Source organism: Frondihabitans sp. Leaf304 (assembly GCF_001423105.1).
Lineage (GTDB): Bacteria > Actinomycetota > Actinomycetes > Actinomycetales > Microbacteriaceae > Frondihabitans.
This window is the reverse complement of sequence record NZ_LMNV01000002.1, coordinates 1,720,055-1,740,366: the sequence shown is the minus strand read 5'-3', so window position 1 is coordinate 1,740,366 and position 20,312 is coordinate 1,720,055. Positions and strand designations below refer to the sequence as shown.

Below are 20,312 nucleotides of genomic sequence, written 5' to 3'. Positions count from 1 at the left end.
CCCCCCCCGCCGATCGGCATGAAGCCGTCGGCGGGGGTGCTTTTTTCCTTCAAATTCGGCGGCGGCGGGGCAAGACCGGTACCCCAGTACCATGCACTCTCAGCGTAAGAGTGCAATCCTCTATGGGTGGCACTCGACGTAACCGGCAAGCGGCAGCTGCGCACTCGCGCGGCCCTCGTCGCGCGCGCCCGGCACCTGACGGCCCGCGAGGGGCTCACCGGCTTCACGATCCAAGAGCTCTGCGACCAGGTGGGCGTCTCGCGTCGCACCTTCTTCAACTACTTCCCGACGAAGGAGTCGGCGGTGCTCGGCGTCGAGAACGGGCTCGACAGCGCTCTCGTCGACGACTTCCTCGCGGCTCGCGCGGTGCACCCCGAGGAGCGCCGCCCGCTCGTCGACGACCTCGTCGAGGTGGCCATCGGGCACTTCGAGGCCATGGGCCCGACGGCATCCGACCTCGCCGACTTCGTCGGATCGATGCAGCGCGAGCCGAAGCTGATCGCGGCCATGATCGATTCCGGCCGCAGCGAGCAGGAGCGGTTCATCGCGCGTCTCGCCCAGAGCCAAGGCGACGCCGATCTTCTGCCGATCCGGGTCGCCATCGTCACGTTCGAGGCGCTCGTCCGCCTGAGCATCGACACCTATCTTCACGGGGCCGACGTCGTTCCCTTCGCCGACATCCTTCGCGAGCGGGTCCAAGCGGCCCGCGAGCTCTTCGCCCCCCTCCCCACGAAAAGACTGGTGCCCAGCCCATGACCACCGAGAAGACCGCCCCTCCGAAGAGCGGCGACGGCCCGCTGCTGTTGACGCAGCGCCGTATCTGGATCATCTTCGCCGCGCTGATCGCCGGCATGCTCCTGTCGAGCCTCGATCAGACGATCGTGTCGACGGCTATGCCGACGATCGTGGGGCAGCTCGGCGGCGTTGAGCACCAGGCCTGGATCACGACGGCCTACTTGCTCGCGACGACCATCGTCATGCCGATCTACGGCAAGTTCGGCGACGTGCTCGGGCGACGCAACCTCTTCCTGACGGCGATCGCGCTGTTCACTCTCGCCTCGATCGGCTGCGCGTTCGCGTCGGACTTCTGGATGTTCGTCGTCTTCCGCGCCCTCCAGGGCCTCGGCGGCGGCGGTCTGATGATCCTCTCGCAGGCGATCATCGCCGACATCGTCCCCGCCTCGGAGCGCGGCAAGTACCTCGGCCCGCTGGGCGGCATCTTCGGTCTCGCGGCTGTCGGCGGCCCTCTCCTCGGCGGCTTCTTCGTCGATCACCTGACCTGGAACTGGGCTTTCTACATCAACATCCCGGTCGGCATCGCGGCGTTCGCGATCGCCTGGTTCACCCTGACCCTGCCCAGCAAGAAGGCCACGAAGAAGATCGACGTGCCGGGCATCATCCTGCTGTCGGCCGCGACCGCGTCGCTCATCTTCTTCACCGAGTTCGGCGGCAATTCGCTGCACGGCTGGGGCGCCCCCGAGACCTGGCTGTTCGGCGCCGCCCTGCTGGTCGCGGTGACCCTGTTCATCCTGGTCGAGAACCGCGCCGACGATCCGATCATCCCGCTGGCCTTCTTCAAGAACCGCGTCTTCGTGATCGCGACGGCGATCGGCTTCGTCTTGGGTATCGCGATGTTCGCGGCGCTCGCCTTCATCCCCACGTTCCTGCAGATGGCGTCGGGTGCGTCGGCGGCCGCCTCCGGACTGCTGCTCCTTCCGATGATGGTCGGCCTGATCGGCATGTCGATCCTTTCCGGTCAGGTCATCTCGAAGACCAACCGCTACAAGGCCTTCCCGATCGTCGGCACCGTGCTCGTCGGCATCGCGATGTTCTTGATGACGACGCTCACCGCCGACACCCCGATCTGGCTGATCTGCGTGTTCCTGTTCATCTTCGGTGCCGGGCTCGGCTCGATCATGCAGGTCGTGGTCTTGGTCGTGCAGAACGCTGTCCCCGCGAAAGACGTCGGAACGGCGACGAGCACGAACAACTACTTCCGCGAGGTCGGTTCGGCTCTGGGTGTGGCGGTGTTCGGCGCGATCTTCACCAGCCGTCTCACCGAGAAGCTCACCGACGTGTTCACGGGTGCGGGAGCCTCTTCGTCTGATGCGTCGTCGGCGACGTCCACTCTGGATCCTGCGGCCCTCAACAAGCTGCCGACGGCCCTGCACGACCTCGTCGTGGCGGCTTACGCCGACTCGCTGGCTCCCGTGTTCTGGTACCTGATCCCGCTGATCGCGGTCGCGTTCGTGCTGTCTCTCTTCTTGAAAGAGATCCCGCTCTCGGAGGTTTCGGGAATGGTCGCGCGCGGCGAGGCGATCAGTGGAGAAGAGGCGGAGCGGCTGGAGGCCGAGCGCCTCGAGGCAGGTCGCACGGCGAAGGATCCGAAAACCCCCTCCGGTCGGCGCTAAGCATCGGCTCGACCTCCCCTTACGGATGGTTATCTCGGTAACCATCCGTAAGGGCCGGGTGGGCGGGGCCGCCTCTGACGCACCAGACGGTCAGCTGCCGTAGCGCTGCCGCTCCAGCTGCGTGGGCGAGTAGTCGTAGTCGCTGTCGAGAGCGTCGACGCGGGTCAGCGAGCTGACTCCGGGCTGAACCTCTTCGACGGTGTCGACCGTGATCGACGAGCTGAGCGAGACGAGCACGGAGACTCGCTGAAAACCGAGGGGAGTGAACGTCAAGAAGTCACCTCGTCGGACCGCACGCAGAACCGATTTCTGCAGAAGGTCGAGGTCAGTCTCGTTCGACAGCCGGTAGCGCTTGCCATCGATGGTGAGGGTGATGCGATTCATGGGACCTCCGAGATCGTGCTCCGATGTGCAGCCGGCCTCCGACAAGCGGAGAGGCTCTGGTCTGCGGGGTCCGGGCAGATCAGCGTGAGGGCGATGCTACTCGCTCGCCCCGGGCGCGACGAGGTTCGTTTCGCGCAGGTGCTCCCGCCCGGTGCGGACCTCTCGGACGAACGGCGTGAAGTCGACAACTTCGTCGCCCACCTCGTACCGGTAGCGCCCGATGCGTCGGACCTCTTCGGAGCGCTCGAGAAACACCCGGAGCGAATCGGCCTCGTCTGCCGATAGCCAGTCAATGGGATCCGACGTCGACCGGAACCCGGAGACCCGGGCGATCAACTGCAGGGCCTCGCGCTGCTCGGGTGTCAACGTCGTGTGCGCCGACCGGAAGAACGCCACGTCGGGGTCGACCTGAAAGAGGTCGCTCATCCAGAGCCGCTCGACCGACGCCGTGAGGCCGTTCAACCCGCCCTCGTGACTGGGATCTTCGACGGTGCCGGGTCGCACCCAGTCGGAGGCGGTGTCGGGGCCCACGCGGACCCCGTCGAGCACGCCGACCGATGGCAGGAGTGGAGCCCCGCAGCCGAGAAGGTAGACGTCGTCGCCGACGACCCGTCGGATCCTGAGGAGCGCATCGCGGTAGACCTGCTCGCGCGGGAGGTCGAGATGGCGGACCCCCGGTAGTCCGCCCGCATAGAGGAAGTCGAGCTTGAGGTAGCGGAAACCGAACCCGACGAGTTCGGCGAAGACGCGATCGAGGTGCTCGGCAGCGGCCGGGTGAGTGGTGTCGAGGGCGTAGTAGTGCGAATCCCAGTTGTAGCCGGCGACGAGCGGCTCGCCCGACGCGGCGTGCACGAGCCAGTCGGGGTGGTCGCGCACGATCGCCGAATCGGGAAGGCAGATGAAGGGCGCCAGCCAGAGACCCGGCCGAGAGCCGCGCGCGGTGATCCGCTCGGCGAGGGCCGCCATGCCGGAGGGGAAGCGCTCGTTGGCCGTCCAGTCGCCGACGATTCGCTCCCAGCCGTCGTCGAGCTGCACGACGTCGAAGGGCAGGTCGCCGAGGTCGTCGATCGTCTTATTCACGAGCGTCTCGTCTATGTCTTCGAAGAACGAGTACCAGCTGCACCAGAGGGTGTCGACGCGCTCGGCGGGCGGGGTGCCGAGCCGCTCGCGCAGCAATTCGGCGTAGCGGGCGAACACGTCAGCCTCGTCTCCGAGACCGAGAAACCACTCGGATCCTTGGCTCTCGAGAGTCGCCCACAGCTCGTCGGGCGAGGCGCCGACGCGCGGCGTACCGAGCCCGAGCGCGCCCAGCAGGAGCACCTGGCCGTCGGGCAGTTCGAGTGCGCCGAGGCCCGAGCCCTCGTGTAGGTCGGGCCGGTCGGTGGCGGCGTCGTCGGCCGTCAGTAGACGGGGTGCGTCGCCGTAGATGCGCATCGGGCTGTCGGTGAGCGGTGCCCAGCCCGTCGGTGACCACGAGTTCCAGCCGTGCCGGTAGAAAGCGCAGGATCCGAGATCGTGCGTGACCGAGACCGGCCCGGCCGGCAGAATCCACCCGCCGTCGATCGCGGTCGCGGCCATCGCGGTCTCGTCGTCGAACCGGAGTTCGTTCTCGACGAGGCGCAGTCGGAGTGTCGCGTCGGCGGTCATTCCGCCACCTCCACGACGTGCACGCGGACGCCGCGATCGCGGATGCGCGCTAGCTCGTCGGGGTCGGCACCGGAGTCGGTGACGAGGTCGTGGATCTCGGTGAGGTCGGCGACCTTGGCGAGCGTGACGCGGCCGACCTTCGACGAGTCGGCGACGACGATCACCCTCTGAGCGTGGCGCACCATCGCCGTGTTGGTGCGGGCTTCTGTCTCGTCGTGGGTGGTTGCGCCGCCGACCGAGCCGATGCCGTCCATCCCCAGGATCGCGGTGCCGACGTTGATCGCGTTGAAGGCATTCTCGGCGAGGGCGCCGACGAGTTCGAACGACTGGGAGCGGATCACGCCGCCGGTCATGATGACCTTGATGTTGGGGCGGGACGCGATCTCGGTGGCGGTGGTGAGCGAGTTGGTGACGATGGTGAGGTCGGTGCGGAACATCAGGGCCCGGGCGACTCCGGCGGCGGTCGTTCCGCCGCCGATCGCGATCGCGTAGGGGCCGTCGGGCAGCAGGGTCGCGGCGCGTCGGGCAATGAGCTGCTTTGCCAGCCGGAACTGCGAGTCGCGGAGACCGACCGGCACCTCGGCCGCCGAGGTGAAGGCTCGGGCGCCACCGTGGGTGCGGGCGAGGAGGCCCTGGTCTTCGAGGTCGGCGAGGTCGCGGCGAATAGTCGCCGCCGAGACGCCGAGCTCCGTCGCGAGATCGGCGAACGACGCCGAACCGCGCTCGCCGAGCGAGGAGATGATCGCGACCATGCGGTCGGATCGCTTCGACGAGGCCGCTCGCGGCGAGACGTCGAGGTCGATTGTTGCCACCCTGTTTCCTATTCGCTCAGCGATAGTGATCGTTTCACGCATATCATTGCACGAAACGCGCAGTCACCAGAATGATCGTCCACATGACACGAGTGACCTTCATCGGAGCAGGCAGCGTTGTTTTCACGCGTCAGCTCCTGGCCGACCTTCTCGGGTTCGACGACCTCGGACCCCTCGACCTCCGCCTGCACGACATCGACGAATCGCGTCTCGCCGTCGCCGAGGGTACGGCGCGTCAGGTGAGCGAGCGTTTCGGTCGGCCGATCACCATCACGGCGACCCTCGACCGCCGCCGCGCGCTCGAGGGCACCGACTTCGTGATCGACATGGTGCAGATCGGTGGCATCGACGCCACCCGCAAAGACCTCGAGATTCCCGAGCGGTACGGCCTGCACCAGACGATCGGCGACACGACGGGCGTCGGCGGCGTCTTCCGTGCGCTGCGCACCTTCCCGTTCCTCACTGCGCTCACGGCCGACATCCGCGAGGTCGCCCCGAACGCCGTGTTCTTGAACTACACGAACCCGATGGCGATGAACATCTGGTGGACCAGCGTCGTCGCCCCCGAGCTGACCGCCCTCGGCCTCTGCCACAGCGTCTACTGGACGGCGCACGACCTGGCCGAGCTCGTCGGCGTGCCCGTCTCCGAGACCCGGTTCCGCGCCGCCGGCGTCAACCACCAGGCCTGGATGCTGGAGTGGAGCCACGAGGGCCGCGACCTCTACCCGGTGCTGCGGGATCGGATTCGCGCGGATCCTGAACTGGAACGACGCGTCCGCGTCGAGATCTTCCGCCGTGTGGGCTACTACCCGACCGAGACGAGCGAGCACTCGTCGGAGTACCTGCCCTGGTTCCTTCGCTCGCCCGAGCAGATCGACAAGTTCCGGTTGCGACCGCTCGAATACCTCGGCATCTCGGAGGAGAACGTCGCCGAGTTCCACGCGGCCGAGGCGTCGCTCGAAAGCGGCTCCCCGCTCGAGCTCGAGGAGGGGGCCGCCGAGTACGCGCCCCAGGTCATCCACTCGCTCGTCACGGGCACCGAGCGCGAGATCCACGCAAACGTCGTGAACCGGGGCCTGATCGACAATCTGCCGCAGGGTGCAGTGGTCGAGGTGCCGACGCTTGTCGGCGCAGACGGGATCCGCCCGCAGCCGATGGGCTCGCTGCCCGTGCAGGCCGCGGCGATCAACCGCTCCTACCTCTCGGTGAACGAGCTGACCATCGAGGCCGCTCGCACCGGCGACCCGAAGCTCCTCCGCCAGGCCGTGCTCGTCGACCCGAATGCGTCGTCGACTCTCACTCCCGAGCAGATCTGGGAGTTGTGCAACGACCTCGTCACCGCCCATGGCGACCTCCTGCCCGAGCCGCTCCGCGAGCTCATCCCGGCGAGCGCCCTGTGACCGGGGCACCGGTCGGCGACCTCGTCGCGGCAGCAGTGGAGCGTCGCACGGCCGTGCCGAGCTTCAACGTGATCGGGCTGGAGCATGCCGAGGGAATCGTGCTCGGGGCGTCCCGCGCGGGTATCCCGGTGCTGCTGCAGATCAGCGAGAACGCCATCCGCTTCCACGGCGGCGGGATGCGCCCGCTCATCGCCGCCTGTCGGGAGCTCGCCGAGGCCGCCCCGGTCGACATCGGCATCCACCTCGACCACATCGAGGACCCCGTGCTGATCGACGAGGGGATCGCCCTCGGAAGCGCGTTCGGCATCGGGTCGATCATGGTCGACGCATCGACACTTGACTACGCCGACAACGTACGCACAACGGCGGACGCGGTGGGTCGTGCCCACGCGGCCGGCCTCTGGGTCGAAGCCGAGCTCGGGGCGATCGGCGGCAAGGACGGCGCGCATGCACCCGGCGTCCGCACGGATCCTGCGGAGGCCGCCTCGTTCGTCGCCGCGACCGGGGTCGACGGTCTCGCCGTCGCCGTCGGGTCGTCACACGCCATGGCCACCCGCGACGCCTCCCTCGACCTCGAGCTGATCGCGGCGCTCGCAGCCGCCGTTCCGGTGCCGCTCGTGCTGCACGGGTCGTCGGGCGTGCCGGACGACGTGATCCGCGAGGCCGTAGCCGCGGGGATCCGCAAGATCAACGTCGGCACCGCCCTCAACATCGCCTACACCGGCAGCGTTCGCAGCTTCCTCGACGCCGACGACCGCGCCACCGATCCCCGCAAGTACGTCGCCCCGGCCCGTGACGCCGTCGCCGACCTCGTCCAGCGTTTCTGCGAGGTCATCTCGCCGGCGCTCCTGTCTCGAAAGGCATCCCGATGAGCACGACCACCCCGTCGAGCACCAGTTCCCCGTCGAGCGCGACCACGCCGTCGAGCGCGACCACCCCGTCGAGCAAGACGACCGCCGAGATCCAGAGCCAGCCGGACACCTGGGCGAGATCGCTGGTCGAGTCGCCCGCCTTCGGGCCGTACCTCGGCCTGCCGGGGGAGCGCGTGCTGTTCGTCGGCTGCGGAACCTCCGCGTTCGTCGCCGAGTCGCTGGCCTCCCTCCGCGAGCGCGCCGGTCTCGGCGAGACCGATGCGGCCTACGGCTCGGAGTGGAAGCCGGGGCGGCGCTACGACCGGATCGTCGCCATCACCCGCTCCGGGACGACGACCGAGATATTGGAAGCACTGGTGGCGGCCCGGGCCGCCAGCGACAGCGACTCCGATTCAGCCCCGGCGCTCACCGCGATCGTCGCGGTCGGCGGGATGCCGGTCGACGAATTGGTCGACGCCACGCTCGTGCTCGACTACGCCGACGAGGAGTCGGTGGTGCAGACGCGGTTCCCGACCACCCTGCTCGCCGCCGCCCGAGCCTTCTACGGGTACGACACCTCCCACCTCGTCGAGGAGGCACGGACGAGTCTCGCCGCTGCCCTCGACGTCGATGTCACGGCCTTCGACCACTACGTCTACCTCGGCAGCGGCTGGACCTACGGCCTGGCCCAGGAGGCCGCCCTGAAGATCCGCGAGGCGGCCCAGGCGTGGTCGGAGTCGTACCCGCTGCTCGACTATCGGCACGGCCCCATCGCCGTCGCGAAGGAGCGCTCGCTCGTCTTCGTCTTCGGGGACGTCGACCCGACGCTCGTCGCTGACATCGAGTCGACGGGCGCAACCGTCCACACGAACGGGCTCGACCCGCTCGTGCAGCTCACCGAGGCGCACCGGATCGCGGTCGCACTCGCTGAGAGCCAGGGCCTCAACCCCGATACCCCGCGGGGCCTGACGCGCTCCGTCGTTCTCGGCTGACCCTCCGTTCTCCCTTCCCGCATCACCACCCTTCGACCAGTGGAGTTCCCGATGTCCCGTTCCTCCGCACCACGCCCCTCGTCCATCCGCCGCGGCCTGGCCCTCGGCCTCGCCACCGTCGCCACCGCCGCTCTCCTCACCGGTTGTGCCGGGTCGGGCGGCGGATCCTCGACCCTCGACACCAAGGCGGACGTCAAGCTGACGGTCTGGTCGGGGCAGAACGACGCCGCCGAGAAGATCCTCGAGGGCCTCGTCTCGGAGTACGAGAAGGAGCACCCGAACGTCTCGATCGACCTGTCGCCCGGGGCATCGTCGACCGATCAGCTGCTGCAAAAGCTGTCGGCGAGCTTTGCGGGAGGCACGTATCCCGACGTGTCGTACACCTTCGGATCCTGGGCCAGCCAGCTGGAACGGTCGAACCGCACGCTCGACATCACCGACGAAGTGGCGAAGCCCGACGTCAAGTGGGACGAGTTCACCTCGGCCGCCCGCGCAACGGCACAGCCGACGGGTAAGAAGACCATCGGGTTCCCGGCGGTCGTCGACAACATCTCGCTGCTGTACAACAAGACCGTCTTCGACAAGGCCGGGGTCGACTACCCGACCAAAGACTGGACGTGGAGCGACTTCCGCACCGCCGCGAAGAAGCTCACCGACTCGAGCACGAACACCTACGGCTACGGCTACTCGGTGTCGGGCAGCGAAGAGACCACCTGGCAGCTGTGGCCGCACCTGTGGCAGAACGGCGGCGACATCCTCTCGTCCGACGGCACCAAGTCGGCCTTCGACTCCATGGCCGGCGTCGACGCGGTGACGTACCTGCGCGACCTCGCCGTGACCGACAAGAGCGTCTACCTCGATCAGACCGACACCAAGTTCGCCCAGCTCTTCGAGAGCGACCACGTCGGCATGATCACCTCCGGCCCGTGGGAGCTCTCGGCACTCAAGACCGCCGGCACGTCGTACGGCGTCGTGCAGCTGCCGGGAACGAACGGCGACCACCAGACGGTGTCGGGCCCCGATCTCTGGACCCTGTTCGACCACAAAGACGCCAACCGCGCCTACTGGTCGACGCAGTTCACCGAGTGGCTCACGTCGAAAGACCAGGACGAGAAGTTCAACGTCGCCGTCGGCAACCTGCCGCTGCGCTCGAGCGAGGCGACCAGCGCTGAGTTCCTCGCCCAGGTCAAGGCGCTCCCCGGCCTCGACGTGATGCAGGCCAATGCGGCGAATGCCAAGAAGGCTCGGCCGACCGTGCCCGGCTACGTCGGGCTCTCGAGTGCGGTCGGCGACGCCGTCTCGCAGGTGCTGCAGGGGCAGGGAAACCCGGGCGATGCCCTGAAGACTGCCGCGACAGCCGCCGACAAAGCGCTCGCCGAGAACTAGGCGCGACCATGACGACATCCGCTCTCCGGCCGCCCGAGGGTGCCCCGCCCCGGTCGTCGACCGCTCGCCGTGCGTCACGTCGGCACCGGTCGTGGCGCGAGGCCCTCGAAGGCTGGGGCTTCGTCGCCCCCGCCCTCGTGATCGTGCTCGGTTTGACGGTGTTCCCCGGGGTGTGGGCCTTCCTGCTCTCGTTCCAGAAGTGGGACGGCTTCAGCGACCCGATCTCGGTCGGCACCGGCAACTACCGCGACATGATCGCCGACCCCGAGCTGCAGGGAGCGGTGGCGCACACGGCGATCTACACCGTTCTCTTCGTGCCGGCGTCGGTGCTGCTCGGGTTGTTCCTCGCGGTGGCCCTCAACCGCAGGATCCGATTCATCGGCCTGTACCGCACGGCGATTTTCGTGCCCTTCGTGGCGTCGGCAGCGGCCACGGGCATCCTGACGACCTACCTGTTCAGCCCCCAGTTCGGTCTCATCAACAACGTGCTCCGCGTCGTCGGCCTGCCCGAGCAGGGGTGGCTGGAAGACCGGCACGAGGCGATGGTCGTCATCACGATCATGTCGCTCTGGGGTCAGGCCGCTTTCACGACGGTCATCTACCTGGCGGCGCTCCAGGATGTTCCCGGCGACGTCGTCGAGGCGGCCCGCATCGACGGGGCGAACTCGTGGCAGATCTTCTGGCGCGTGGTCTGGCCGCAGCTCGCTCCGGTCACCGTGTTTGTCGGCATCTACCAGACCCTGCAGGCGATCCAGCTGTTCGACCTCGTCTACACGACCACCCGCGGCGGCCCGCTCGAGGCGACCCAGACGATCGTGTACTACCTGTGGAAGGTCGCCTTCCAGAACCTGCAGTTCGGCTATGGCTCCGCCGTCGCCTACGGCCTCTTCTTCGTCACGCTCCTCGTGACGATCGCGGTCGCCGTCTACTCGCGCAAGTCCGGACGAGAGGCCTTCTGATGAGTGTCGAAGCCCCCATTCTCCCGTCGACGCCGCTGGCGAACGCGGGCGGTGTCGTCCACCCGCCCGCCCCCTCGGCGCGGGCCCGCCGGCGCAAGCTGCCGTTCAGCGGCTGGCACTTTCTGCTCGTGCCCGTGGCGTTCCTCTTCCTCCTGCCGTTCGTCGAGATGTTCCTGACCAGCGTCGAGCCGGCCTCCGAGATCAACAAGTTCCCGCCCGCCTTCATCCCGTCGCACTTCACGCTCGACGGCTATCAGAAGCTGTTCGAGCAGTCCGACATCCTGCACTGGCTGCTGAACACCGCGATCGTCTCGGCGTCGGCCATCGCGTCGCACCTCGTGCTCTGCTCGCTCGCCGGCTACGGCTTCGCCCGATTGAAGTTTCCGGGTCGCTCGTTCGGCTTTCTGGCGATCCTCGCCACGATCATGGTGCCGACCCAGCTGCTGATGATCCCGACCTACATCATGTTCGCCCGTCTCGGCCTCGTCGATCACCTGAGCGCGGCCATCGTGCCGTGGCTCGCATCGGCGTTCGGCATCTTCCTGATGCGGCAGTTCTTCCTCTCTCTCCCCGCCGAGCTGGAGGAGGCCGGTCTCATCGACGGCTGCACCCGCCTGCAGGTGTTCTTCCGCATCGTGCTGCCGCTCGCGAAGCCGGCCCTTGCGACGCTGGCGATCTTCACCCTGCTCGGCTCGTGGAACGACCTGGTCTGGCCGCTCATCGCGATCAACAACGACCACGCCTTCACCCTGCAGCTCGGGCTGACCAATTTTCAGGGCACCAGGCGCACCGAGTGGTCTCTGCTCATGGCCGGCAACGTGATCGCGACGCTGCCGCTCATCCTGTTCTTCCTCGCGGCACAGAAGCAGTTCGTGGCGACCATGACGTTCGCCGGGTTGAAAGGATGACCCTCATGACAGACCCCGGGATCCTCGTCGTCGGAGACGCCAACGTCGACCTCGTGCTGACCGGCGACGTCGTGCCGAGGTTCGGCCAGGAGGAGCAGCTGCTCGACGCCTCGTCGCTCGTGCTCGGGTCGTCGGCCGGCATCGTCGCCCACGGCCTCGCCCGACTCGGCGTGCCGGTCGCACTGGTCGCCTGCGTCGGCGACGACGAGTTCGGTCGGTTCACGCTGGCCGCCCTCGACGGCGTCGACACCTCGTTCGTGCGCGTCGTCCCCGGCGAGACGACGGGGCTCAGCGTGATCCTGTCGGCACCGGAAGACCGCTCGATCCTGACGGCGAAGGGGGCGATGGTGCGGGTCACGGCTGCCGACGTGCTGGCGGCGGCCGACGCCGGCGCTTTCACGCACGTGCACTTCGCATCGTTCTTCCTGCTACCAGGCCTCGCCGCCTCGCTGCCGACCCTGCTACCGGAGCTCCGATCACGCGGCCTCACGATCAGCCTCGACACCAACTGGGATCCCGCGGGCGAGTGGCTCGGTCTCGACGCGGTCCTGCCGTACGTCGACGTGTTCCTCCCCAACCTCGAAGAGTTGCGGGCCGTCTCGCCCGGCCATGACTCCGACGAGCAGGCGGCCGCAGCCCTGGTCGACGCGTCGCCGGGGCTCGCCGTCGTGGTCAAGGCCGGGCGAGACGGCGGCTGGTCGGTCCGCTCGGGGTCGCCCACCCTTTCGGCGCCCGGGCTCGTGCTCGACGTCGTCGATACCACCGGCGCCGGCGACAGCTTCGACGCGGGCTACATCGCCGCGCTCCACTTCGGCGAGACCGACGAGCGCATCCGGCTGCGGTGGGCGACGGCCGCGGGGTCGCTCTCGACCCGGGTTGCCGGCGGCAGCGGGGCCCACGCGACCCGCGACGAGATCGCGGCGCACCTCGACCTGTCGGCGCCGACTTCGACACCGGCCCCAACCTCGGCCCCGGCGTCCGCCACTGCCGCGGCCACCGCATGATCGCGGTCGCCGCCCTCAGCCCCGCCCTCGATGTGAGCTACGTCGTCGATGATCTGGTGCTCGGCGAGCCGCATCGGCCCACGTCGGTCGTCCGGGTCGCCGGGGGCAAAGCGCTGAACTCGGCCCGCGCCGCCGTGCGCCTCGGGGCCGCGGTGACCGCCGTGCCCGTGCTCGGCGGTCACCTCGGCGGGCTCGTTGCCGCACTGCTCGACGCCGACGGCGTCACCGCGGAGGTCGTCGAGTCGCCGACCGAGACCCGCCAGTGCGTGTCGATCGCGTCCGCAGCCGGGGGCACGCTCACCGAGATCTACGAGCGCCCTGTCGCGCTAGGCGATGACGAGCTCTCACAAGTGCTGGAGGGGCTCGAGCGGGTGGCGGGAGCCGGATCCTGGGTGTCGCTCTCTGGCGGCCTGCCGGCAGGTGCCGAACCGGTGCTCGGCGACCTCGCGCGGCTCTGCGCGGCGAAGGGAGCCCACCTCGCCCTCGACACGCACGGCCCGGCCCTACGCTCAGTGCTGGGATCGTTCGGCGTCGGGCTGCTGAAGGTCAACCGGGCCGAGGCGGCCGAGGCGCTCGACCTGCCCCTCGACGTCGAGCTGTCGTCGCTGGTCTCGGCACTGCGAGAGGCCGCAGGATCCGACGTGGTCGTCACCGACGGAGCGCACGGCTCGATCGCGGCCGACGCTTCGGGCCTGTGGCGCGTCGCCCTGCCTCCCGCCGCGGGGTCCTTCGGCGCCTACCCCGTCGGCAGCGGAGACTCGTACCTCGGCGGCCTGCTCGCGGCGCTCGACACGGGTGCCGACCTGCCGGCCTCCGTAGCCCTGGCGGCCGGAGCCGCGACGGCGAACGCCCTCGTGCCCGGTGCTGCTGTCTTCGACGCCTCTGTCGCGCGGTCTCTTGCCGCGCGGGTCGTCGTCACGCCGCTCGCAGCTCGCAGTCCTGACCTGCTCGCGCAACTCTGACGCCGGATCCGGGGTAGCGACGCTGCAGGCCAGAGACGGGACAGGCATCTCTGTCACCGAGAGCGATGTCGTTCGCGGCTGCCATCCACCCCGTCTCTGAGCGCCTGGACTTACTCACCAGGTCATGACGAACCTGCCACGGGTGCCGCCCGCTTCGAGCCGCCGGTGGGCGTCGGCGGCTGCCCCGGGCTCCGACGCGGCAAGCACCTCGGAGACCCGGGGTGTGAGGACGCCGTCCTCCACAGCCTGCCGCAGCCGGTCAAGCTTGGCCTGGGAGTGGTACTCGTCGAACACCATCGCCTGCTCGAACCGGATTCCGGGGGTCCCGTCGCCCTGCCAGCCGCGCACGGCGAGGAATACGCCACCCTCACGGAGCAGCGGGACAGCCTGCTCGTGGAGGAGCGCCGTGTCTGCGATCGCATCGACACCGTGCGGGGCGATCGCTTGGACTGCAGCCACAAACTCGTCCCCACGCGGCACGATGTGGTCGGCGCCGAGCGACTCGACGAGCGCCCTGTCCTTGTCCGCCGCGTCGGCGATCACGGTGATTCCCTGCTGTTCCGCGAGCTGGACGAGGTAGTTTCCGAGCAGTCCCGGGGCACCTGTCACGAGGAGCGTCTGCCCGGCCGAGAGGCCGGCCTTCTCCAGGATCTGGACCGCTGTGAGACCGTTCATCGGGATCGTGCTGGCCTCCTCGAGCGAGGTGCCAGTGGGAATCCGGGCGATGGAATCCACCGGTGCCACGAGCACCTGCACATAGGCACCACCGTGTCCGCGGAGGGGAAGGGCGATCGCCATGACCTCATCGCCCGTCTGCCACTGGGTCACCCCCTCGCCGACCTCGTCGACAATGCCGGCCGCGTCCATGCCCGGCACATAAGGCGGTTCGCCCGCCTGACTGAGGTCACGGCCGCCAGCGCGGACGCCAGCATCCGTCGGGCTGACAGCGAACGCCCTGACCCTGATGCGAACCTCGCCGGGACCCGCGTGCGGCTCCTCGACCTCGTGGATGGCGAGGGCGTCTGGCCCTCCGAACTCGGTGACTCCGATGACCTTCATGACTCCCGTTGTACGCGCGCGAGCTGGCGGTTTGGCCGCTAAATTCTTGTTCAGCGTCGGACGTGGAAATTCTCGGTATGGCCGCGTCCCGCTCGTCGCCGCCGAAAGCCATGCGTTTCGGCACACCTTGTTTTTGGGACACCACCAGGTTGTACAGATCTGGTGCTGTGGCTCTTTTCGCCACGTTCTGCGGATAGACGGCTGGTCTGATCCTTGACCGACGGCTAGCCGCAGAATTCGGAGGGCGGTTGGGGTGTGGCCGCGACCCAGACCTGGCCGACATGGCTGTTGTCGGCGCCGAGTACGAAGGTGATGTAGCCGTCGGCGGAGTGGATGCTCCAGTATTCAAATCCGCCGTCTGCGCCGCTGCCGCCGTAGTTTCCCGTGTTCTCGATGTCCGGGTACAAGGTTTTGAGCTGGGCCAGGGTCGAGCCGATACCGGCGCCCTCGGCAGTCGTCGGTGCGGTGGTGCGGTACGACGGGTCAGTGGGTGACACGAGCCCGATCGAGACGCCCGAGACGACTCCGTCCGTGTTTTCGACGACGAGCTCCACTGAGCCCGTGCGGTGCCAGAACGACACGTTCGGGTTGGGGCAGGACTCGTTGTCGCGGGTGTACGCGGAGGTGAGATCGTCGATTTCGCCGACATAGGGTGCTCCGAGGGCGATGGGTCCGACCTCGCGGAAGGAGGTCGTCCAGGTGCCGGGATCGTCGATCGAGAACGGCTTGGCTGTCGACGTCGGGGTGACTGACCGTGTCGCGGGGGAGCTTGCCGGTGGGGTCTCGGCTGCGGGCGTCGATGGGCTCGGCGGTTCGGAGACTGTCGGCGACGGGGCTGCAGTCGGCGCGAGGAAGAGGTCATGGGGAACGAGGCCGACGGCGTAGGCGCCGCTGACGCTGCCGACGGCCAGAAGCGCGACCAGGCCCACGACCGGCCACACGTGTCGGTGTCGAACAGGACGGGGGCGGACGTCGTCGGCTCGGTCGAGGACGCTCCGCTTCATGCCGACGAGCAGACGCTGGAAGTCGTCGCCGAGAGGAGGTTCAGTGTTCATCGTGCATCACAGCCTTCTTGAGTCGAGTCCGCGATCGGGAGACGCGCTTGGTGACGGCGCCAACGCTCAGTCCGAGAATCGTGGCAGCTTCGGAATAGGAGCGGCCCTCGAGGAGGCACAGCTCGCAGATGCGGCGATCCAGCGTCGGGAGGGCGTCGATCTCGGCGCGTACCCAGCGGAGGTGTTCTCGAGCTTCCTCGGCCGCTGGTGGTGCTTCGAGATCGTCCGGCAGGGAATCGCTCTCCGCCCGGGCCTGACGGCGTCGGAGGTTTCGGGCATGGTTACGGCAGACGACGAGAAGCCACGGCAGGAGTGACTCCGTGGGTAACTCGATGGCGGCCGCTTTCTGCCAGAGCGTGAGGAGCGTGTCTTGCACGAGCTCTTCCACGTCCATGCGGCTGGGAGCGATCGCCCAGGCGTACCTCGTCACCGTCGGCGCGAATCTGTCGAAGGCGACCGCTAACGCCGCTTTGTCGCCCAGTGCCAATCGAACGAGCAGCCTGGCGTCGTCGTCTCTGTCTTCCGGATCCGTCATCGTTCCCCCTTCACTACAGCAATGTCGAGAAAATCACGATCCTGACGTGATTGAGGCGAAAGGTGCATCGCACGAAGACCGGGGCAATAACTCCCACCACGTTCTTGTCTTGAAACCCTCGGGATATGGGATGTCCCACAGCTGCCTGAATCTCGCGGCCTCTTCGCCTACGACCTAAATCGGGCGGGACTGCCCGCCACTGCTCTGCGGCTGAGGTGGGCAGGCGCCGCTTTCGCCGTTACGCCGACAGCCCGGACTGCTGCGCTTCCCGCGCACACCAGACGACGTCCTTGTCGGGATCGGCCGCCAGGCGCGCCAGTACCGACGGCGGGAGCGCACGATTGCCGGCGAGAGCCATACGGATCTCGACGTGCGGACTCGCCGCCAGGAGTTCGCACTCCTCGGGCGCGAGGGCCGGGTTGACGGCGAAGCCCATCGCCACCGACGTGACGAACGTGACGTCCTCGCCCATCGCCCGCTCGAGTAGCAGCGCTCGGACCTGGTCGGGAGGCATCGTGGTCTCGTTCGACCGGAGCGAGATCATGCGGGTCAGGGGCATGACGAGGTCCGGCGGGCATTCGGGTGCCGACTGTAGGCCGGACAAGAGCTCGGCCGGGCGCACCTCCTCGCGGCGCTCGATCCAGTCGATCTCGGCGACGATCCTGAGCACGTGGGCAGGCGTCGTGCTGAGGCGCCGTTGGGTGACAGCAGAACGGACGGCCACGTCGGGATCGGCCGCCAAGATCTCGAGGGCCTCGACAGGCACATGGGGATTGAACCCGACCTGGACTCGGATGTCGGGTTCGGGATCGCGGGCGAGGAGCAGTAGGACGTCGCCGGGCGTGCTGTCGTTCACGGCCACCGCTTTTCTGACCTTCACAGCCTCACTCCGCGCGAGGAGACGGAGGCGCTCGGCAGGAGTGGCGAGCGAGTAGGCGTGTTCGAGAACGAGAGCGGCGTCGTCCGGATCCCAGGGCTTCGCCAGGAGATTCCGCCGGTCGAGCTGCTGACGGGCCGACCGGGAGCCGCCTTCCGCCACTCGCGCCAGCGCGTGCGTCGGAGTGCTCGGATTGGAGAGCGCCTCGGCCACGACGCTGTAGTCTTCGTCGTCGGCGAGCCGGTCGAGGACCTCGGGCGGGGTCTCGCCGTTCCACGCGACCGTGGCTCGGACGACATACGAGGGGTCATTCGCGAGGCCCGCTAGGAACTCCGGGCTCCGTCCGATGCGAGACGCGGCAGACCCTTCGCGGATATGCTCCGACGGATGCCGGCCGAGCGCCTCCAACGTCTCGGGCGGGACGTCATGGCGGCGCGCGACGGCCTCGACAACGGCAAGGATCGGATGCCGGCTCAGCGAGTCGAGAGCGGCAGCCGATGCACCGGGGTTCATCGCGATCCTCCGGTGCAGGGCCGTCTCCGGCCCACGGGCGAATTCGTCGAGGACAGAGGCGGGGACCGCGGGGTTGCCCGCGGCGATCCAGCGTTCGTCGCGGGTGCCCTCGCGGAGAGCCGACTCCACGATGCTCGCGGGCGTGGCCGGGTTCATGGCCACATTGAGTCGGAGTGCCCAATCGCCGGTGCCCGCTAAGGCCGCGAGCACCTCGGAATCGGTGTCGGGCCGGTTGGCGAGCATCAGCCGCGCGGACTCGGAATCGGGCAGGGAGGCGGCGGCCGGAGGGACCGGCTCGCTGCCTCCTCGACGGAACAGACGCTCGAAGACCATGCTCCGACGCTAGCGCGCGGCGGCACGAACGGACAGAACCTCAGCGAGCAGAAGCCGCCGACTCCAGATGTCTCCTGCGGATCCCGGCCAGCGTCTGCACCTCGGGCTCTCGAAAGAGCGACGTGGGGTCAGGTGGTGCACGTGCGTGCGGTCAAGATCGTGCTGAACGTAGTGCCGTGATCTGCTTGGGGGAGCGGAAACGAGACCTTAGGCCTCCGCGATCCAGGCAGCGGAGACGCTGCGGTCGACGACGCGGCGCCATCCGTCTGGCGCGGCAGGGTCATGGCTGGCGAGTGCAGCCAGCCACAGCACGGTCAGGAGGTCCTCGGGGGTGAAGTCCGTCGAGAGCACGCCGGCGTCGTGGGCGTTCTCGACGAGTTCCGCCCCCAGTGCCATGGAGCGTTCGCAGGCGTTGATGAGGAGGACGGCGTCGGGGTAGCGCCGCAGCATCGCGTCGTTCATGGCCGGATCGCTGCGCTGCAGGTCGATCATCTCTGCAATGAAAGTCTCCAGCTGCGCCCGAGGAGACCCCTGAGCCAGCGTGCGTTCCCGGAGCGTCCGAAGTTTCGCGCCAGCGATGGCCGGGACGACGGCGTCGATGAGCTCCTCCCGGGATCCCACACGGTTGTAGAGCGTGCCGATGCTGACGCCGGCCTCCCGGGCGATGTCTTCCAAAGGTGCCGACAGTCCCCGCCGCGAGAACACCGACACGGCGGCCGCCCGAAGCTTGTCGAGGTTCGCCTGAGCGTCTCGACGCAGGCCCGGCGTAGCACTCACAGCGACTCCACTAGAAATTGAGGGTGGCCTCAACATATTCTGAACGCACGTGAGGGTCACCTCAACTTACCGCTCCAGAATGCCCGGCCCGGCGGTGGGCCACGGAAGGATGCATCATGCCCCTGATCACCATCATCGGAGCCGGCCCCGGCCTGGGTCTTGAAATCGCTCGCGCTTTCGGGCGAAAGGGCTTCGACGTGGCCCTCGTCGCCCGCGACCAGTCCAAGCTCGACGCACTTGCGGAGATCCTTGGTGGCGAGGGCATCCGAGCTCGTGGGTTTACCGCGGATGTCCGCGAGCCCGACACGATCACGAATGCGATCGAGTCGATTCGGGCGGCGCTGGGTCCTATCGACGTCCTCGAGTTCTCGCCGGCAGATCACACTCTTGAATCGGTCGATGCGCTGGATGTGACGATGGACAATCTGCAACCGCAGATTGATTTCTACGTGGGCGGTGCGGTCACCGCTATCGGGGCCGTGTTGCCGGAGATGATCGCAGCCGGTGCCGGAACTGTTCTCGTAACGACGGGTGGCGGGGCGCTGTCCCAGACACCGGTTCGCGGGAACGTGAACATCGCCGCGGCCGGACTCCGGAACTGGACGCTGAACCTCAATAAGGCCCTGGCTGACAAGGGGGTGTACGTCGGCTTCGTCGCGATCACCGCTCTCATCGGCGGCGGTCGCCCGGACGCCGAGCCTGATGTCATCGCGCAGTCCTACGTCAAGCTCTACGAGGAGCGGAAGGACGCCGAACTGCATTACGTCGCCTACGACGCCTGACGGTGGTTCCCGTCCGGGGCTTCACGCTTCGGGCGGGACCCCTGCGGCGGCCGCGGCGGCGGCAAACATCCGGAGCGCGGTGACCTGCTGCGCCGTGCTTGGCGGGTTCTCCGCCATCTGCCACGTCGAGACGAGCGCCACCATGCCGCCGATCGCGAAGGTCCGGGCGTCATCCGTCAGTGTTATTCCGGGTCGCGAGTGGTCGTGATCCGAGTCGGTCAGCCAGGTGGTGACAGCGGCCGCAAGGACCTCGGCGACACGCTCGCCGCGCGGAATGGCCCGAAGCTTGTCAAAGAACTCGCGATTCGCCCGCCCGGCGGCGAGCAGGGGCTCGATTCCGCGCTCCCGAACGGCAACCGTGAGTGCTTGCTCGAGATTCGCTGCACTCTCTTCTACGGGCAGCTGACTCTCGAGGAGTCGACTGATCCATACGTCCGTCGCGAGGTCGCCCACGTTGCTGTAGTGGTTGTGCAATGCCTGTCGGCTCAAGCCGGACCGCTGCGCGACCGCGCTCATCGAGATCGCCTCGCCCTTCGGAGAGTCTGATACCAGTGTCGTCAAAGCCCGGATGAGGGCCGCGCGGGTCCGGGTGACTCGCGGATCCACCCGGGATCCCGCTGGCGGCGCCATGCTCATTCCTTGCGACATGGCTCCATCTTGTCAGA

General features: G+C 68.1%; 20 protein-coding genes. 11 read left to right on the top strand and 9 right to left on the bottom strand.

Annotation, left to right across the window (positions count from 1 at the left end):
- Positions 1-126 precede the first annotated feature (126 nt).
- Positions 127-756 carry a TetR/AcrR family transcriptional regulator gene (locus ASF54_RS07755; RefSeq protein ID WP_055960625.1) on the top strand — a complete coding sequence of 210 codons (630 nt, stop codon included), beginning with the start codon at positions 127-129 and terminating at the stop codon, positions 754-756.
- Positions 753-2,411 (top strand): MDR family MFS transporter, encoded by a 1,659-nt coding sequence (locus ASF54_RS07750; protein WP_055960623.1) that lies wholly within the window; start codon positions 753-755, stop codon positions 2,409-2,411. Before ASF54_RS07755 ends, ASF54_RS07750 begins: the two co-directional genes overlap by 4 nt.
- Positions 2,412-2,501: 90 nt before the next feature.
- Here ASF54_RS07750 and ASF54_RS07745 read toward each other — a convergent pair whose 3' ends face one another.
- The 3 genes from ASF54_RS07745 to ASF54_RS07735 all read right to left on the bottom strand — a co-directional run bounded on the left by ASF54_RS07745 (position 2,502) and on the right by ASF54_RS07735 (position 5,254).
- Positions 2,502-2,795 (bottom strand): hypothetical protein, encoded by a 294-nt coding sequence (locus ASF54_RS07745; protein ID WP_055960621.1) that lies wholly within the window; start codon positions 2,793-2,795, stop codon positions 2,502-2,504.
- A gap of 96 nt (positions 2,796-2,891) precedes the next feature.
- On the bottom strand, positions 2,892-4,442 hold the full coding sequence (locus tag ASF54_RS07740; protein ID WP_084816033.1) for a glycoside hydrolase family 36 protein: 1,551 nt from the start codon (positions 4,440-4,442) through the stop codon (positions 2,892-2,894).
- Positions 4,439-5,254: a DeoR/GlpR family DNA-binding transcription regulator gene (locus ASF54_RS07735; protein WP_194602219.1), complete on the bottom strand. Its 816-nt coding sequence runs from the start codon at positions 5,252-5,254 to the stop codon at positions 4,439-4,441. The genes ASF54_RS07740 and ASF54_RS07735 overlap by 4 nt, the downstream gene beginning before the upstream one ends.
- A gap of 83 nt (positions 5,255-5,337) precedes the next feature.
- Between ASF54_RS07735 and melA the strand changes: the two genes are divergently transcribed.
- The 8 genes from melA to ASF54_RS07695 are packed head-to-tail and all read left to right on the top strand — an operon-like array spanning position 5,338 to position 13,716.
- Complete coding sequence (melA, locus tag ASF54_RS07730; RefSeq protein ID WP_055962286.1) at positions 5,338-6,654, top strand: alpha-galactosidase; 1,317 nt, start codon at positions 5,338-5,340, stop codon at positions 6,652-6,654.
- Complete coding sequence (locus ASF54_RS07725; RefSeq protein WP_055960619.1) at positions 6,651-7,526, top strand: class II fructose-bisphosphate aldolase; 876 nt, start codon at positions 6,651-6,653, stop codon at positions 7,524-7,526. Before melA ends, ASF54_RS07725 begins: the two co-directional genes overlap by 4 nt.
- Entirely contained in the window at positions 7,523-8,497 is a 975-nt protein-coding gene (locus tag ASF54_RS07720; RefSeq protein WP_235480971.1) for an SIS domain-containing protein, read from the top strand. Before ASF54_RS07725 ends, ASF54_RS07720 begins: the two co-directional genes overlap by 4 nt.
- A gap of 51 nt (positions 8,498-8,548) precedes the next feature.
- The gene (locus ASF54_RS07715) at positions 8,549-9,883 is read left to right on the top strand and encodes an extracellular solute-binding protein (protein WP_055962280.1); all 1,335 of its coding nucleotides are present in this window, start codon (positions 8,549-8,551) and stop codon (positions 9,881-9,883) included.
- 8 nt (positions 9,884-9,891) lie between these two features.
- Positions 9,892-10,842, top strand: coding sequence for a carbohydrate ABC transporter permease (locus ASF54_RS07710; RefSeq protein ID WP_055960617.1), 951 nt, complete (start codon positions 9,892-9,894; stop codon positions 10,840-10,842).
- On the top strand, positions 10,842-11,750 hold the full coding sequence (locus tag ASF54_RS07705) for a carbohydrate ABC transporter permease (RefSeq protein WP_084816031.1): 909 nt from the start codon (positions 10,842-10,844) through the stop codon (positions 11,748-11,750). Before ASF54_RS07710 ends, ASF54_RS07705 begins: the two co-directional genes overlap by 1 nt.
- Positions 11,751-11,755: 5 nt before the next feature.
- Complete coding sequence (locus tag ASF54_RS07700) at positions 11,756-12,754, top strand: carbohydrate kinase family protein (protein WP_200919576.1); 999 nt, start codon at positions 11,756-11,758, stop codon at positions 12,752-12,754.
- Positions 12,751-13,716, top strand: coding sequence for a 1-phosphofructokinase family hexose kinase (locus ASF54_RS07695; RefSeq protein ID WP_055960615.1), 966 nt, complete (start codon positions 12,751-12,753; stop codon positions 13,714-13,716). Before ASF54_RS07700 ends, ASF54_RS07695 begins: the two co-directional genes overlap by 4 nt.
- 114 nt (positions 13,717-13,830) lie before the next feature.
- Here the strand turns inward: ASF54_RS07695 and ASF54_RS07690 are convergent, their stop codons facing one another.
- The 5 genes from ASF54_RS07690 to ASF54_RS07670 all read right to left on the bottom strand — a co-directional run bounded on the left by ASF54_RS07690 (position 13,831) and on the right by ASF54_RS07670 (position 18,865).
- Entirely contained in the window at positions 13,831-14,775 is a 945-nt protein-coding gene (locus ASF54_RS07690) for an NADP-dependent oxidoreductase (protein WP_055960613.1), read from the bottom strand.
- Positions 14,776-14,999: 224 nt separating this feature from the next.
- Positions 15,000-15,830 (bottom strand): hypothetical protein, encoded by an 831-nt coding sequence (locus ASF54_RS07685; RefSeq protein WP_055960612.1) that lies wholly within the window; start codon positions 15,828-15,830, stop codon positions 15,000-15,002.
- Complete coding sequence (locus tag ASF54_RS07680; RefSeq protein WP_055960610.1) at positions 15,820-16,365, bottom strand: RNA polymerase sigma factor; 546 nt, start codon at positions 16,363-16,365, stop codon at positions 15,820-15,822. Before ASF54_RS07680 ends, ASF54_RS07685 begins: the two co-directional genes overlap by 11 nt.
- 238 nt (positions 16,366-16,603) lie before the next feature.
- Entirely contained in the window at positions 16,604-18,088 is a 1,485-nt protein-coding gene (locus ASF54_RS07675; protein WP_055960608.1) for a hypothetical protein, read from the bottom strand.
- A gap of 207 nt (positions 18,089-18,295) precedes the next feature.
- Positions 18,296-18,865 carry a TetR/AcrR family transcriptional regulator gene (locus ASF54_RS07670; protein WP_055960606.1) on the bottom strand — a complete coding sequence of 190 codons (570 nt, stop codon included), beginning with the start codon at positions 18,863-18,865 and terminating at the stop codon, positions 18,296-18,298.
- 116 nt (positions 18,866-18,981) lie between these two features.
- Between ASF54_RS07670 and ASF54_RS07665 the strand changes: the two genes are divergently transcribed.
- Positions 18,982-19,647 (top strand): SDR family NAD(P)-dependent oxidoreductase, encoded by a 666-nt coding sequence (locus ASF54_RS07665; protein ID WP_055960604.1) that lies wholly within the window; start codon positions 18,982-18,984, stop codon positions 19,645-19,647.
- A 21-nt stretch (positions 19,648-19,668) separates the two neighbouring features.
- Here the strand turns inward: ASF54_RS07665 and ASF54_RS07660 are convergent, their stop codons facing one another.
- A complete protein-coding gene (locus ASF54_RS07660; protein ID WP_162237109.1) occupies positions 19,669-20,277 on the bottom strand; it encodes a TetR/AcrR family transcriptional regulator in 609 nt (202 codons plus the stop codon).
- Positions 20,278-20,312 lie beyond the last annotated feature (35 nt).